Here is a 13,733-nt window from a genome sequence, read left to right as displayed (position 1 = left end):
CTGTGCTTCTGCAAATCCCCGACGTTCTGACCGCCGACGAGGTCGCCCACTGCCGCGCGGTGCTGGAGGCGTCGCCCTGGGTCGATGGCCGCGTCACCGCGGGCTCCCAGGCGGTGCTGGCCAAGAACAACCTGCAGATCCCGGAGGAGAGCGACACCGCCCGCGAGTTGGGCGTGGTCATCCTGAAGGCGCTGGGCCGCAACCCGGCCTTCAATTCGGCGGCCCTGCCGCTGCGCGTCCTGCCGCCCATGTTCAACCGCTACGACCTGGACATGACCTACGGCAACCATGTGGACAACGCCATCCGGGCCATTCCGGGCACCGGCGGCCTGCGCATGCGGGCTGACGTCTCCACCACGATCTTCCTCAGCGACCCCGGCGAGTATGACGGCGGCGATCTGGTCGTCGAGGACACCTACGGCACCAAGGGCGTGAAGCTGCCGGCGGGGCACGCGGTGGTCTATCCGTCCAGCAGCCTGCACCGGGTGACCCCGGTGACGCGCGGCTCGCGCTGGGCCTCCTTCTTCTTCACCCAGTCGCTGGTCAAGGACGACGGGCTGCGGGCGATGCTCTACGACCTCGACGTCGCGATCATCGACCTGCGCCGGGAGCTGGGCGACCAGCACCCGTCCGTTCTGGCTCTGGTGAACCACTACCACAACCTGCTGCGGCGCTGGGCGGAGGTGTGATGGCCGGCATCGCTTCCTGTTCGACGGAAGGGCCGGGCATCATCGACGTGCAGCTCGCCCTGGGGCAGCAATGCCTCGACCGCGGCGGTGCCGCGCGGGCGCAGGCGATGGAGTGGTTCCGCATCGCCGCGCGCAGCGGCGACGCCCGCGCCGTGAACATGCTGGGCCGCTGCCACGAGCACGGCTGGGGCGTGCCCGCCGACCCCGTCCAGGCCGCTGCCCATTACCGCCGGGCCGCCGAGCTGGGCGATGCTTGGGCGCTGTTCAATCTGGCCGACCTGCACTGCCGCGGCGTGGGCGTTCCGGCGGACGACGCCGAAGCCTACCGCCTCTACGCCGCCGCCGCCCGCCAGGGCAACGTGAAGGCGCTGAACATGCTCGGCCTGTTCCACGAGGCCGGGCGCGCCGTGGCCGAGGACGGGGCGGGCGCCCGCCAGCTCTTCCAGGCCGCCGCCGAGGGCGGGGACTGCTGGGGCCGCTTCAACCACGCCCGCCTGCTGTTCCAGGACGGGCGGACGGAGGCGGCGCTGGCGTGGTTCGCGCGGGCGCTGGAAACCGGTTTCCCCGACTTTTACCGCGGCATGGCCGCCGCCCTGGCCGACCAGCCCGACCCGCGCCTGCGCGCCCTGGCGCGGCGGGCGGGCGAGTTGGCGGAGGGCGGCTGTCCCTCTCCCGTCCCGGGAGAGGGAAGGGGCCTGCGCGACGCGCGGGAAGGGTGAGGGTACGGCCAAGGATTGGTTCTTTGATTCTCGGCTTTACCCTCACCCGCCCGCTTCGCGGGCACCCTCTCCCGGGACGGGAGAGGGGTTTGGCGGCACGTGCGTTTGAAGGATTCCCGCGATGAGCGTTCCCGCCGACACCGTCTCGCTTTACGACTACGAGCGCCACTTCACCGCCCGCGTCGATGCGGCGACCCGCGCCTACATCGCGGGGACCGGGGCGGACGGCATCACCCGGCAGGCCAACCGCGACGCCTACGACTGGATGCGCCTGATGCCGCGGGCGCTGCGCGACCTGTCGGGGGCCAGCGCGGCGACGAGCCTGTTCGGGCAGGCCATGCCCTATCCCATCCTGATCGCGCCGATGGCCTTCCACCGGCTGGTCCATCGCGACGGGGAGCGGGCGACCGCGCAGGCGGCGGGCCTCACCGGCACCTGGATGACCGTCAGCACCCAGTCCAGCGTGACGCTGGAGGAGGTCGCGGCGGCGGCCGGCGGGCCGCTGTGGTTCCAGATCTACACCCAGCCGCGGCCCGAGGACACGCTGGCCCTGGTGCGGCGGGCGGAGGCGGCGGGCTACCGAGCGCTGGTGCTGACGGTGGACGCGCCGGTCAGCGGCCTGCGCAACATGGAGCAGCGCGCCGGCTTCCGTTTGCCGGACGGCATCGCCCCGGTCAATCTGGCCGGTCTGGCGCCGGACCCTTTCACCCCGTCGCGCCCCGGCAGTCCGGTCTTCCAGGGCATGCTGCACGCCGCCGCCACCTGGGACACGGTGCGTTGGCTGTGTGCCGAGACGCGGCTTCCGGTGCTGCTGAAGGGAATCATGAACCCCGACGACGTCGATCCCGCCGTCGCGGCGGGGGCGGCGGGGATCATCGTGTCGAACCATGGCGGGCGGACGCTCGACACGCTGCCCGCGGTGGCGGAGGTGCTGCCGCTGGTCGCCGCCCGCGCGGCGGGCCGCCTGCCCATCCTGGCGGACGGCGGCATCCGGCGCGGCACCGACATCCTGAAGGCCCTCGCGCTGGGCGCCGACGCGGTGCTGGTGGGCCAGCCGGTGCTGCACGCCCTGGCGGTCGGCGGCATGGCGGGCGTCGCCCACATGCTGACCATCCTGCAGACCGAACTGGAGGTCGCCATGGCGCTGAGCGGACGGGCGCGGCTGGCCGACATTGACCGTTCGGTGATCTTCGACCCGACGCATCGCTGATCGGATTTCCCTCTCCCGTCCCGGGAGAGGAAAGGGGCCCGCGCAATGCGCGGGAAGGGTGAGGGTACCGGCAACGGGCCAGTGCTTCGATCCTCGTGCGACCCTCACCCGGCCCTTTGGGCCACCCTCTCCCGGGGCGGGAGAGGGGAATTGGTGCTCTTTACTGGTAATACAGCGCGATGCGCTGGCCGGCGTTCTCCATCACCTGGGCCTCGACGCCGTAGACGTCGCGGATGACGTCGGGCGTGATGATGGCCTCCGGCGGACCCTGGTGCACCACCCGGCCGTCGCGCATCGCGACGATGCGGTCGGAGTAGCAGGAGGCGAAGTTGATGTCGTGCAGCACCAGCACGATGGTCTTGCCGAATTCGTCGGCGGTGCGGCGGAACAGCTTCATCATCGCCACGGCGTGCTTGACGTCGAGGTTGTTCAGCGGCTCGTCGAGCAGGATGTATTCGGTGTCCTGGCACAGCACCATGGCGATGAAGGCGCGCTGGCGCTGGCCGCCCGACAGCTCGTCCAGGAAGCGGCCGGCCAGCGGCTCCAGGTCCAGATAGCGCAGCGCGTTGCGGATGTGCTTGCGGTCCCCGTCGGTCAGGCGGCCCTTGCTGTGCGGGTAGCGGCCGAAGGCGACGAGGTCCTCCACCGTCAGGCGCGACATGATCTGGTTGTCCTGGCGCAGGATGGACAGGCGGCGGGCCAGCACCTCGCCCGGCGTGGTGGTCACGTCCAGCCCGTCGATCTCGACCGTGCCCGACGACATCGGCAGCAGGCGGCTGATGATCGACAGCAGGGTCGATTTGCCCGCCCCGTTCGCCCCGATCAGCGAGATCACCCCGCCCGCGGGAAGGGACAGGGACACCCCATCGACGACGACGGTGCCGTTGTAGCGCTTCGTGATGTTCTTGACGTCGATCATCGGGCCGACCCCCGCACCAGGATGAACAGGAAGGCGAGACCGCCCACGAACTCGATGACGATGCTGAGCGCGGCGTTGTAGCCGAACACCCGCTCCAGCACGAGCTGGCCGGCGACCAGGGTCAGCACGGCGAGCAGCACGGCGGCGGGCAGGATCAGCGCGTGCCGGTGCGAGCGGATCACCAGATAGGCGAGGTTGGCGACCAGCAGCCCGAAGAAGGTCACCGGCCCGACCAGCGCCGTGGACACCGACACCAGGATGGACACCATCACCAGCACCGCCATCACCGCACGCCGATGCTCCACGCCGAGGTTGATCGCCGCGTCGCGCCCCAGCGCCAGCACGTCGAAGGTGCGCCGCCACCGCCAACCGGCCAGCGACACCGCCAGCACGACCAGCGCCGACACCGTCAGCAGCTCGACGTCCACCCGGTTGAAGTTGGCGAACAGCCGGTCCTGCACGGTCAGGAACTCGTTGGGGTCGATGATGCGCTGAAGGAAGTTGGTCACGCTGCGGAACAGCACGCCGAACACGATGCCGACGAGCAGCAGCAGATGCAGGCTGCGCCGGTTGTCGCTCCGCCCCGCCCCATTGAACAGCCACCAATAGAGCAGGCCGGAGAAGACGACCATCGACGCCACCTCCACGCCGAAGCGCAGACGCGGATCAAGCGTGGCGACGAGGCCGCTGCCGAACTGGAAGACCAGCACTGTCTGGATCAGCCGGTACAGATAGTCGAACCCCATCACCGACGGGGTGAGGATGCGGTTGTTGGTGATCGTCTGGAACAGCACGGTCGACACGGCGACGGCGTAGCCGACCAGCACCATCGCGGCGATCTTGGTGCCGCGGAAGGCCAGGATGAAGTCCCACTTGCCGCGCGCGCCCAGAGTCATGAACAGCGCGATCGACAGCAGGGTCAGCGCCGACAGGCCGCCCAGGACGACCATCGGCGACAGGATGCGGCGGTCAGCCGGCATGGCCGTTCCTCCGCAGCAGGAGATAGAGGAACAGGGCGCTGCCGATGACCCCCATCATCGTCCCGATCGGAATCTCGTAGGGATGGATCACCAGCCGCCCGGCGATGTCGCAGGCCAGCACCAGCCCGGCCCCCATCAGCGCGACCCAGGGCAGGGACCCGCGCATATTGTCGCCGCGGACGAGGCTGACGACGTTGGGGACGATCAGCCCGAGGAAGGGGATCATGCCGCAGGTCGCGATCACCGCCGCGGTGGTCATCGACACGATGACCAGACCCAGCGCCATCACCTTGCGGTGGTCGATGCCCAGGTTGGTGGCGACGTCCCGCCCCATCCCGGCGACGGTGAAGCGGTCCGCCGCCAGATAAGCGACGCCGGTCAGGGCGGCACTGAGCCACAGCAGCTCGTAGCGGCCGAGCAGGATGGCGGAGAAGTCCCCCGTCTCCCAACCGCGCACCGACTGGATCAGGTCCTGGCGGTAGGCCACGAACTCGGTCATCGCCGTGATGACCCCGCCCAGCATGATGCCGACCAGCGGCACGACCAGCGGCGAGCGCAGCGGCACCTGCCGCAGGATCGCCAGGAACAGCCCCGTCCCCGCCAGCGCGCACAGGCTGGCGACGGCCATGCGCCCGAACACCGGCATCTCCGGCGCCAGCAGCGAGACCATCATCATGCCGAAGATGGCCGATTCCGCGGTCCCGGCGGTGGAGGGCTCGACAAAGCGGTTGCGCACCAGCATCTGGAGGAGCAGGCCGGACACCGCCATGGCGGCGCCGGCGAGGATCAGCGCCAGCGTCCGGGGAATCCGGCTGACCAGCAGGACCTGCGTGGCCTGGTCCGGGGCGCCGCCGAACAGCGCCGCGAGGCTGACGTCGCTGACGCCGACGAACAGGCTCCAGACGGCCAGCAGGCCAATGCCCACGGTCGCCAGCGGGAGTGTGGCGATTGGCAGGGTCTTCACGGATCAGGACTTCTTGGACAGCGCCGCCAGGAGATCGTCCACGTCCTGCTGGAGCGCCGACAGCCCGCCACCGACGATGTACCAGTTGCCGCCGTTCAGATAGACGACCTGGTTCTTCTGCCAGGCGGTGGTGCGGCGGACGATGTCGTTGTCGAGGAACTGCCGGGCCGGCTTGCCGTCCTGCCCGATGGCGGCGTCGCGGTCGATCACGAACAGCCAGTCCGGGTTGGTCTCCAGGATGAATTCGAAGGAGATGGCCTGCCCGTGGTTGGCGACCTTCAGGTCGGGGGCGGCGGGCTGGATGCCGAACTCCGTGTGCAGGATGCCGAAGCGCGACCCCGGACCGTAGGCGCTCATCTTGCCGCCGGTGGTCAGGACCAGCAGGCCCTTGCCGGCGTTGCCCGCCACCGCCTTCAGTTCGGCGATGGAGGCGCGCAGCCGGTCCAACCTCTGCTTGACCTCGGCGGTCTTGCCGAAGATGCGGCCCAGCGTCTCGATGTTGGCGATCGAGCTGGCCAGGAAGTCGGTCTGGTCGGTCGTCATGTCGAGCGTCGGCGCGATGCGCGACAGCTCGGCGTATTTCGGGGCCGACCGGCCCCCGGCGATGATCAGGCCGGGCTCGGCGGCGTTCACCGCCTCGTAGTCCGGCTCGAACAGGGTGCCGATCTTTGCGTAGGACGGCCCGTCATACTTGGCGAGGTGCGGCGGCTTCAGCCCCGTGGGCACCCCGGCGATCGCGACGCCCAGAGCGTCGAGCGTGTCCAGCGAGGTCATGTCGAAGACCAGGACGGGGTCGAGCTTCGGGGGAAGCCGGGTCTCGCCCTGCGCGTGCCGCACCGTCATGTCCTGGGCGTGGCCGGGAACGGGCGCCAGGGCGGCGAGGCCGACCACGGCGGCGGTCATGGCGAGGGCGTGGCGTCGGGTCAGCTTCATCCTTGACTCTCCTTCAACTTTGCCGGGACGGCCTATGCCGGAAGGGCGGGCGCACTGTGGTCCCGAACGCGGCGGATCGTCAATGCGAATCGCTCGCATTCGCAGTATGCTTGCCGGGCGTGGCTGAGGATTCCCGCTTTCCCTCTCCCGTCCCGGGAGAGGGAGGGACCCGCCGCGAAGCGGGGGGAGGGTGAGGGTGCTGGCAAGGTTCAGCGATTTGATCCTCGCGTCACCCTCACCCGGCGCCTCTGGCGCCACCCTCTCCCGGGGCGGGAGAGGGAATAAGCGTCTCGGGGGCTTGTGTCTCGACATGTCACGATATATCTTAGACCTATCGAAACACAGTGGAGCCCCTGTCATGAGGTTTTTCCCGAATCCCTTCTGCGGCCGGATGCGCCGCCATCATCCCGGCCCGCACGGCGACGGCCCCCATGGTGGCGGTCCCCGTCACGGCGGCGGCCGTCACGCCGCGGAGGCCGGCTGGGGCCATGAGCGTCACGAGCGGCGCGGTGGGCGCGGCGGCCGACGCGGCGTCTTCGAGGCGCCGGAGCTGCGGCTGGTCCTTCTGAAGCTGATCGCCGACGAGCCGCGGCACGGCTACGACCTGATCCGCGCCGTCGAGGAGCTGACCGGCGGCGGCTATGTGCCCAGCCCCGGCGTGATCTACCCGACCCTGTCGCTGCTGGAGGAGATGGGCCACATCGCCAAGGCGGACGCCGAAGGCGCGCGCAAGCCCTTCGCCGTGACCCCGGAGGGCACCGCCCAGCTCGCCCAGGACGCGGCCACCGTCGACGCCCTGTTCGCCCGCCTCGCCGCCCTGGCAACCCGGCGGGCCCACACCGATGGCGCCCCGATCCGCCGCGCCATGGAGAATCTGAAGGCCGTGCTGATGCACCGGCTGGGGCGCGAGGGCGTCGACGCGGACACGGTGCACGCCGCCGTCTCGATCATCGACGAGGCGGCCCAGCGGATCGAACGTCTTCCCTGAATTACCGGCCTAAATTACCGGCCTGAATCACCGGTACCAAACAGAAGGATCGTCATGAGACACGCCAGCAGCGTCCGCGTCCCGACCCCCAACGGCAGCCGCTACCTCCAGCAGCTCTGCAAGCACTGGGCGCACAATCTGACGGTGGAGTACACGCCGGAGGCGGGGAGCGTCGTCTTCCCGCACAACGCCCGCGGCGCCGATTGGCCGGGTGATGCCACCCTGACGCTCCAGGCCGGGCCGGACGCGCTGGACTGCCGGTTGGACGCCAGTTCCGCGGAACACCTCGCCGCCCTCAAGGGCGCGCTGGAGCGCCACCTCGACCGCTTCGCCTTCCGCGAGGTGCCGCTGGCTTATCCCTGGCGGGACGAGGCGGCCTGATCCGGCCGTTCCTCTTGTCCTTGTTCTGACAGGGGATTTTTGTCACCGGAATGTTCCCCGGCATGCATGGATATGCCTTGAACTCCCCCACCCGAATACGGGAAGAACCATCCTGAAGAAACAGGGGTGGCCGGAGGGGGTTTCCATGCCGAAGCGCGGCAATGGTGGGGTGGGGCGTTTTTCCGGCTGGCGTGCCGTCCTGGGCGCCTGCGCCGTCGCGGCGCTCGGCGCTGTCGCGCCGGCCGCGTCGGCGGCGGAGCTGTCGATCGTCTTCACCTCGACGATGGCCGACATCGAGCCGGTGGAGGGCGAGGGCGGCCTCGCCAACCTCGCCACGCTGCTGCGCACCAAGCGGGCGGAGGGCAACACGCTGTTCCTGCACGGCGGCGCGTCGCTGACCGCGGGCGTCCTGTCCACCTTCGACCGCGGCGCCCACATGATCGATCTGCTGAACGAGCTTCAGCCCGACATGATGGCGGTGACCAAGCGCGACCTCGGCTTCGGCAAGGACGAGCTGACCCTGCGCAGCTACGAGGCGCGCTTTCCCTTCGTCAGCGCCACCACCATCGACCGCAACACCGGCAAGGTGATGGAGGGGCTGGAGCCGTCGGTGCTGCTCGAGACGCCGGTGGGCAAGATCGGCGTGGTCTCGGCGATCTCGCCGGAACTGACGGTGCAGTACATCGTGCCGGACATCGAGGTGCGCCCGCCCGCCTCGATCGCCGCGGAGGCCCGCGCGCTGCGCGCCCAGGGCGCCGACTATGTGGTCGCCATCCTGGACAACGCCCCGGAGGCGGTGGAGGCGCTGCGCGGCGAGCCCGCCATCGACGCGCTGCTCCAACTTTCCGCCACCGGCAAGGACGTGCTGGAGGCCAATACAGGAAAAGTCTTCGGCGTCCACGTCAACGTGAAGGGATCGGCCTTCGTCCTGCGGCTGGACGGCGACGGCAAGGCGCCGCCCGCGCTGGCCGGCGCAGACATCGTGCCGCTCGCCGGGCTGCCGCCGGACGCCGCGATGGAAAAGCGGGTCGGCGTCTATCTGGCCCGGCTGTCGGAACTGCTGGACATCAACATCGGGACGACGGCGACCCCGCTCGACACCCGCCGCGCCGCGATACGCACCAGCGAGAACGCCTTCGCGTCGCTGATCGCCGACGCCATGCGCGGCCATTTCAACACCGACGTGGCCTTCATCAACGGCGGCAACATCCGCGGCAACCGCCAGTACGAGGCGGGGACCATGCTGACCCGCCGCGACATCCAGCGCGAATTGCCCTTCCGCGACACCATCATCGCCGTGACCCTGCCGGGCAAGGCCCTGCGCGAGGCGCTGGAGGTCAGCGCCGCCGGGGTGGACAACCAGAAGGGCAGCTTCCTCCACCCCTCCAACATGGCGGTGGTCTACGACCTGAAGCAGCCGGCGGGCAGCCGCGTCGTCTCCGTCACGGTGGGCGGCAAGCCGCTCGACCCGAACGCCACCTATTCGGTCGCCCTGCCCACCTATCTGGCCCAGGGCGGCGACGGCTACGGCATGCTGAAGTCGCCGGGCGCTTCCTCCCCCTCCTCCTCCTCCGGGAGCGGCGGCAAGCTGCTGTGGGAGATCATGGCCCAGCACCTGACCGACCGCGGGACGGTGTCGCCCCGCCTCGACGGCCGCATCACCGAGCGTTGATGACGAGCCGGCCCGCCACGACCGCGCCGGCCCCGCGCGCCCCCTTCCGGGGCGGCGTCGGGCGGCGCGTCGGGCTGGGCCTGCTGGTGATGGTGGGTGTGCTGCTGGGCGTGTCAGGCACGGCGCTCTACGACCTCGCGCAATTCCGGCACGCCCTGTCGGACCTGTCCAACGGGGCGTTGCCGCGCATCACCACCGGGGCGGTGCTGAACGGCGGCCTGCAGCAGGTGCTGTCGCAGGCGACCCGGCTGGGCGGGGCGACCAGCCATCCCGAACGGCGGGTCACCCTGGCCGAGCTGACGGCCAACCTGACGGCGGTCACCCGGTCGGCCCAGGCCCTGTCGGACATCGAGGGTGGCGCCACGCTGGCCGGCGTCCTGGGGACTCTCGTCCCGACGCTGGCGGACCTCGACCGGCTGGTCGCCGAGCGCATCGACGCGGCGGCGCGGAGCGACGATGCGCTTGACGAGACCCGGCGCCTGTCGGCGGAGGCCGGCGCTCTGGTCGCCGCCGTGCTGCCGACCCTGCCGGCGGACCGGCTGGGGCCGTTGACCGCCTGGACCAACACGGTCAACCGCGTGCTGAACGAGAGCACCCACGCCGGCAACAGCCGTTTCCAGCGCGAGATCGCGCGCGCCCAGCGGGACGCGGCGGCGGCGCTGTCGGCCCTGCCGGCGCTCCACGCCGGGCTGCCGCCGGAGCAGGCGGAACGTTTCGCCGCCCTGCACCGGCGGCTGGAGACGGCGCTGCTCGGCCCGACCGGCCTGCTGCCTAGCCTGATGGAGCGGCAGGCGGCCATCGCCCGCAGCAAGGCGCTGACCAACCAGGTGCTGGTGATGGTCGAGGAGGTCGTGAAGATCGCCCACGCGCTGTTCGAACGGATCAACGCGGCGGCGGCGGATGAGGCGGACGGGCTGTCGGAACTGGCCGCGACGCAGAACCGCATCCTGGTCGGGCTGGGCGCGCTGGGCTTCCTGGTGGCGCTCGGCGTGTATCTGTACCTGCGCCGCTTCCTGACCCTGCGTCTGGTCCGGCTGAACGACGCGGTGCTCGACCGGGTCGAGGGGCGGGAGACGCCGCTGCCCGACGGCGGCACCGACGAGATCGCGACCATCTCCCGTTCGATCCGCCATTTCCTCGACGAGATCGCGCGCCGCCAGCAGCAGGTGGAGGAGGCCCGCCGCCGCGCCGAGGAGGCGTCGCGCGCCAAGGGCGACTTCCTGGCGAACATGAGCCACGAGATCCGCACGCCGATGAACGCCATCCTCGGCCTCAGCCACCTTGCCCTGCGCGCCGGGCCGCCGCCGCGCCAGCGCGGCTACCTGACGCGCATCCGCGCCTCGGCCACCGCGCTGCTCGGCATCATCAACGACATCCTCGACGTCTCGAAGATCGAGGCGGGCATGCTGACGCTGGAGCGCGTGCCCTTCGATCTGTCGGCCGTGCTCGACATGGTGGCCGGCACCGCCGCCCTCTCCGCCGAGGAGAAGGGGCTGGCCCTGCGGCTGGAGGTCGCTCCCGACGTGCCGACCGCCCTGCTGGGCGACCCGCTGCGGCTTGGACAGGTGCTCCTCAACCTCGTCAACAACGCGGTGAAGTTCACTGAGAGCGGCAGCGTGGTCCTCGGCGTGAGCGCCGCGGCGCGAGGGGAGGTGGATGCGGAAACCGAGCTGCGCTTCGCCGTGCGCGACACCGGCATCGGCATGACGGCGGAGCAGGTCGCCCGCCTGTTCCAGCCCTTTGCCCAGGCCGACAGCTCGACCACCCGGCGCTATGGCGGGACCGGGCTGGGATTGGCGATCAGCCGGCGGCTGGCCGTCATGATGGGCGGCGGCATCGCCGTGGACAGCGCGCCCGGCCTGGGCAGCACCTTCCGCTTCACGGTCGCGGTCGGCGTGCAGAACGGCGCCACCGCGGCGCTGTCCGCCCTGGCCGATCCAGGGCTTGCGGGCTTGCAGGTGGACGAGCCGCTGCGCGGCCTGCGCGTGCTGGTCGCCGACGACAACGCCGTGAACCGGATGGTCGCGCGGGAGTTGCTGGAGGACGCCGGGCTGGCCGTCACCGCGGTCGGCAGCGGCGGGGAGGCGGTGCGGCTGGCGCTGGAGCCGGGGGCGGGCTACGCCGCGCTGCTGACCGATGTCCAGATGCCGGACATGGACGGCTTCGCGGTGGCGCGGGCGATCCGCCGCCATGTGGGTCCCGACCGCCTGCCGATCATCGCCATGACCGCCCACGCCCTGGAGGAGGAGCGGCGGCGTTGTCTGGACGCGGGCATGGACGACCACATTGCCAAACCGGTGGAGCCGCACCGCCTCGTCGCCGTGCTGAACCGCTGGCTGAAGCCGTTCGGGCGGCGGGAGGCTTTGCCGGTTGCCGAGTTCGTAGAGACGGATGCCGGGCTTCCCGACTCGTTGGAGGGATTCGACCTCGCCCCGGCGCTGGCGCGGATGAACGGGCGGACGCGCACGCTGCGCCGGGCGATCCTGGACTTCCTCGACCGCTACGGCGACGCGCCGGTCCGGCTGGAGCATGTGCGCAGCGCGGGAGACGGGCCGGCGCTGGAGCGTTACGCCCACGGGCTGCGCGGCAGCGCCGGAACGGTCGGCGCGATGGCCGCCAGCGCTGCCGCCGCGGCGCTGGAGCTGGCGGCGCGCGAGGAGCGGTGGGAGGCGATGCCGGGGCTCGTGGCCGACCTGTCCGCCGCGCTCGGTCCCGCGCTGGCTTCGGCGGAAACGCTGCGCGCCGCGGAGATGGCCGTGGAGGCCGTGCCGGACATCCCGATGGCTCCTCTGGTCAGCCCGGAAGGGCTGGAGGAGGCGCTGCATTCACTGGAGGAGGCGTTGCGCAGCGGCAGCCTGTCGGCGGCAGCCCGCTTCGCCGCTCTGCGCGGCCTGCTGGCCGGGCGCGGCCATGACGAGGCGGTGGACAAGGTGGGGCGGGCCGTGGAAGCGTTGGACTTCGCCGCCGCCCGCGCGGCGCTGGAACGGCTCACCGCCGCATGCAACAGGGAACGGGACCGGGAGACGACGCCGTGAGCGGTGGTCACATTCTGATCGTCGATGACGACACGGCCAACATCCGCGCGCTCGCCAGCGTGCTGGAGGACCGGCACGAGGTGCGCTTCGCGACCTCCGGCCGCCGCGCGCTGGAGCTGGCCTCCGCCGACCCGCCGGAGCTGGTGCTGCTCGACGTGATGATGCCGGGGCTGGACGGCTACGCGGTGTGCCGCCTGCTGAAGACCGATCCGGCCACCGCCGACGTTCCGGTGATCTTCATCACCTCCCTGTCCAGCCCCGAGGAGGAGGCCTTCGGGCTGGAGACCGGGGCCGTCGATTACGTGACCAAGCCCTTCAGCCCGGCCATCGTGCGCGCCCGCGTCGCCACCCACCTGTCGCTGCGCCGGGCCAACCGCAGCCTGAAGGACGAGAACCAGCATCTGGAGGCGCTGGTCCGCGAGCGCACGCGCAAGCTGGCCCAGGCCCAGCGCGAGAAGATGGCGGCGCTGCGCCAGATGGTCGCCGGCGTGGCCCACGAGATCAACACGCCCATCGGCGTGGCGCTGGGCAGCGCGTCCCATCTCGGCGACCGGGTCGCCGCGATGACGGAGCGGCTGGCCGCCAACCAGCTCCGCCGTGCCGAGCTGGAGCGCTTCCTGGCCAGCGCCGGGGAACTGGCCGCCCTGCTGTCCGGCACCATCGCCCGGGCCGGGGAGATCGTGCGCTGCTTCAAGGGAGTGGCGGCGGACCATGGCGGGCTGCGCCAGACCATCGCGCTGAAGCCCTTCCTGGAGCAGGTGACGGAGAGCCTGCGCCCGCAGTGGGAGCCGTTGGGGCACCGCATGGCGGTGGACTGCCCCGCCGACCTGCGCATGGTCAGCAACCCGGCGATCCTGTCCGCGATCCTGGAGCAGCTCGTCCGCAACGCGCTGGAGCACGCCTTTCCGGCGGGGCGGAGCGGGCTGGTGACGGTCGCGGCGGCGGCGGCCGGGCCGGACAAGATCCTGCTGTCGGTTGCCGATGACGGGGCTGGACTTGCCGACGGGACCGCCGGGCGCATCCTGGAGCCCTTCTTCACCACCCGCCGCGGCACCGGCTCGGTCGGGCTCGGCCTGAACATCGTGGACAATCTGGTGTCGGACCGGCTGGGCGGGTCCTTCACCATCGCCTCGCGCGCCGGGGGCGGCACCCTGGCGACCCTGCATCTGCCGGCCCGCACCCCGCCGGATTTGTGAGCGCCGTCCCGGGCCCTTGCGGCTGTCCGCGCTCTTGTCTCGCCTAG

At 71.1% G+C, this 13,733-nt stretch carries 12 protein-coding genes; 8 read left to right on the top strand and 4 right to left on the bottom strand.

The annotated features are described in order from the left end of the window. Positions 1–2: 2 nt before the first annotated feature. From DS837_RS21005 to DS837_RS20995, 3 genes are all read left to right on the top strand, one after another. Positions 3–689, top strand: a complete 687-nt coding sequence (locus tag DS837_RS21005) for a Fe2+-dependent dioxygenase (protein ID WP_119509850.1) — start codon at positions 3–5, stop codon at positions 687–689. Next, positions 689–1,408, top strand: coding sequence for a tetratricopeptide repeat protein (locus tag DS837_RS21000; RefSeq protein ID WP_149166533.1), 720 nt, complete (start codon positions 689–691; stop codon positions 1,406–1,408). Before DS837_RS21005 ends, DS837_RS21000 begins: the two co-directional genes overlap by 1 nt. A gap of 121 nt (positions 1,409–1,529) precedes the next feature. Further along, on the top strand, positions 1,530–2,618 hold the full coding sequence (locus DS837_RS20995; protein ID WP_149166532.1) for an alpha-hydroxy acid oxidase: 1,089 nt from the start codon (positions 1,530–1,532) through the stop codon (positions 2,616–2,618). A gap of 160 nt (positions 2,619–2,778) precedes the next feature. Here DS837_RS20995 and DS837_RS20990 read toward each other — a convergent pair whose 3' ends face one another. The 4 genes from DS837_RS20990 to DS837_RS20975 are packed head-to-tail and all read right to left on the bottom strand — an operon-like array spanning position 2,779 to position 6,414. Next, positions 2,779–3,537, bottom strand: a complete 759-nt coding sequence (locus tag DS837_RS20990) for an iron ABC transporter ATP-binding protein (protein WP_149166531.1) — start codon at positions 3,535–3,537, stop codon at positions 2,779–2,781. Continuing rightward, positions 3,534–4,517, bottom strand: a complete 984-nt coding sequence (locus DS837_RS20985; RefSeq protein ID WP_170295934.1) for an iron chelate uptake ABC transporter family permease subunit — start codon at positions 4,515–4,517, stop codon at positions 3,534–3,536. The genes DS837_RS20990 and DS837_RS20985 overlap by 4 nt, the downstream gene beginning before the upstream one ends. Further along, positions 4,507–5,481, bottom strand: a complete 975-nt coding sequence (locus DS837_RS20980) for an ABC transporter permease (RefSeq protein ID WP_211102370.1) — start codon at positions 5,479–5,481, stop codon at positions 4,507–4,509. The genes DS837_RS20985 and DS837_RS20980 overlap by 11 nt, the downstream gene beginning before the upstream one ends. Before the next feature lie 3 nt (positions 5,482–5,484). Beyond that, entirely contained in the window at positions 5,485–6,414 is a 930-nt protein-coding gene (locus DS837_RS20975) for a siderophore ABC transporter substrate-binding protein (RefSeq protein WP_149166530.1), read from the bottom strand. 358 nt (positions 6,415–6,772) lie between these two features. Between DS837_RS20975 and DS837_RS20970 the strand changes: the two genes are divergently transcribed. From DS837_RS20970 to DS837_RS20950, 5 genes are all read left to right on the top strand, one after another. Beyond that, positions 6,773–7,402 carry a PadR family transcriptional regulator gene (locus DS837_RS20970; RefSeq protein WP_247890053.1) on the top strand — a complete coding sequence of 210 codons (630 nt, stop codon included), beginning with the start codon at positions 6,773–6,775 and terminating at the stop codon, positions 7,400–7,402. Positions 7,403–7,456: 54 nt separating this feature from the next. After that, the gene (locus DS837_RS20965; protein ID WP_149166529.1) at positions 7,457–7,783 is read left to right on the top strand and encodes a DUF2218 domain-containing protein; all 327 of its coding nucleotides are present in this window, start codon (positions 7,457–7,459) and stop codon (positions 7,781–7,783) included. Between the two features lie 145 nt (positions 7,784–7,928). Beyond that, a complete protein-coding gene (locus DS837_RS20960) occupies positions 7,929–9,455 on the top strand; it encodes a bifunctional metallophosphatase/5'-nucleotidase (protein WP_149166528.1) in 1,527 nt (508 codons plus the stop codon). Further along, positions 9,455–12,490, top strand: coding sequence for a hybrid sensor histidine kinase/response regulator (locus DS837_RS20955; RefSeq protein ID WP_247890052.1), 3,036 nt, complete (start codon positions 9,455–9,457; stop codon positions 12,488–12,490). The genes DS837_RS20960 and DS837_RS20955 overlap by 1 nt, the downstream gene beginning before the upstream one ends. After that, the gene (locus tag DS837_RS20950; protein WP_170295933.1) at positions 12,487–13,686 is read left to right on the top strand and encodes a sensor histidine kinase; all 1,200 of its coding nucleotides are present in this window, start codon (positions 12,487–12,489) and stop codon (positions 13,684–13,686) included. The genes DS837_RS20955 and DS837_RS20950 overlap by 4 nt, the downstream gene beginning before the upstream one ends. Positions 13,687–13,733 lie beyond the last annotated feature (47 nt).

The organism is Azospirillum brasilense (assembly GCF_008365405.1).
In the GTDB taxonomy this organism is placed as follows: Bacteria; Pseudomonadota; Alphaproteobacteria; order Azospirillales; family Azospirillaceae; genus Azospirillum; species Azospirillum brasilense_D.
Note: the sequence above shows the minus strand (reverse complement) of the source record. Positions and strands in the feature narration are given on the sequence as shown.

Coding starts and splice junctions, on each gene's coding strand:
- DS837_RS20990 (WP_149166531.1), bottom strand. CDS start 3,537: ATGATCGACGTCAAGAACATCACGAAGCGCTACAACGGCACCGTCGTC.
- DS837_RS20955 (WP_247890052.1), top strand. CDS start 9,455: ATGACGAGCCGGCCCGCCACGACCGCGCCGGCCCCGCGCGCCCCCTTC.
- DS837_RS20975 (WP_149166530.1), bottom strand. CDS start 6,414: ATGAAGCTGACCCGACGCCACGCCCTCGCCATGACCGCCGCCGTGGTC.
- DS837_RS20995 (WP_149166532.1), top strand. CDS start 1,530: ATGAGCGTTCCCGCCGACACCGTCTCGCTTTACGACTACGAGCGCCAC.
- DS837_RS20970 (WP_247890053.1), top strand. CDS start 6,773: ATGAGGTTTTTCCCGAATCCCTTCTGCGGCCGGATGCGCCGCCATCAT.
- DS837_RS21000 (WP_149166533.1), top strand. CDS start 689: ATGGCCGGCATCGCTTCCTGTTCGACGGAAGGGCCGGGCATCATCGAC.
- DS837_RS20960 (WP_149166528.1), top strand. CDS start 7,929: ATGCCGAAGCGCGGCAATGGTGGGGTGGGGCGTTTTTCCGGCTGGCGT.
- DS837_RS20965 (WP_149166529.1), top strand. CDS start 7,457: ATGAGACACGCCAGCAGCGTCCGCGTCCCGACCCCCAACGGCAGCCGC.
- DS837_RS20985 (WP_170295934.1), bottom strand. CDS start 4,517: ATGCCGGCTGACCGCCGCATCCTGTCGCCGATGGTCGTCCTGGGCGGC.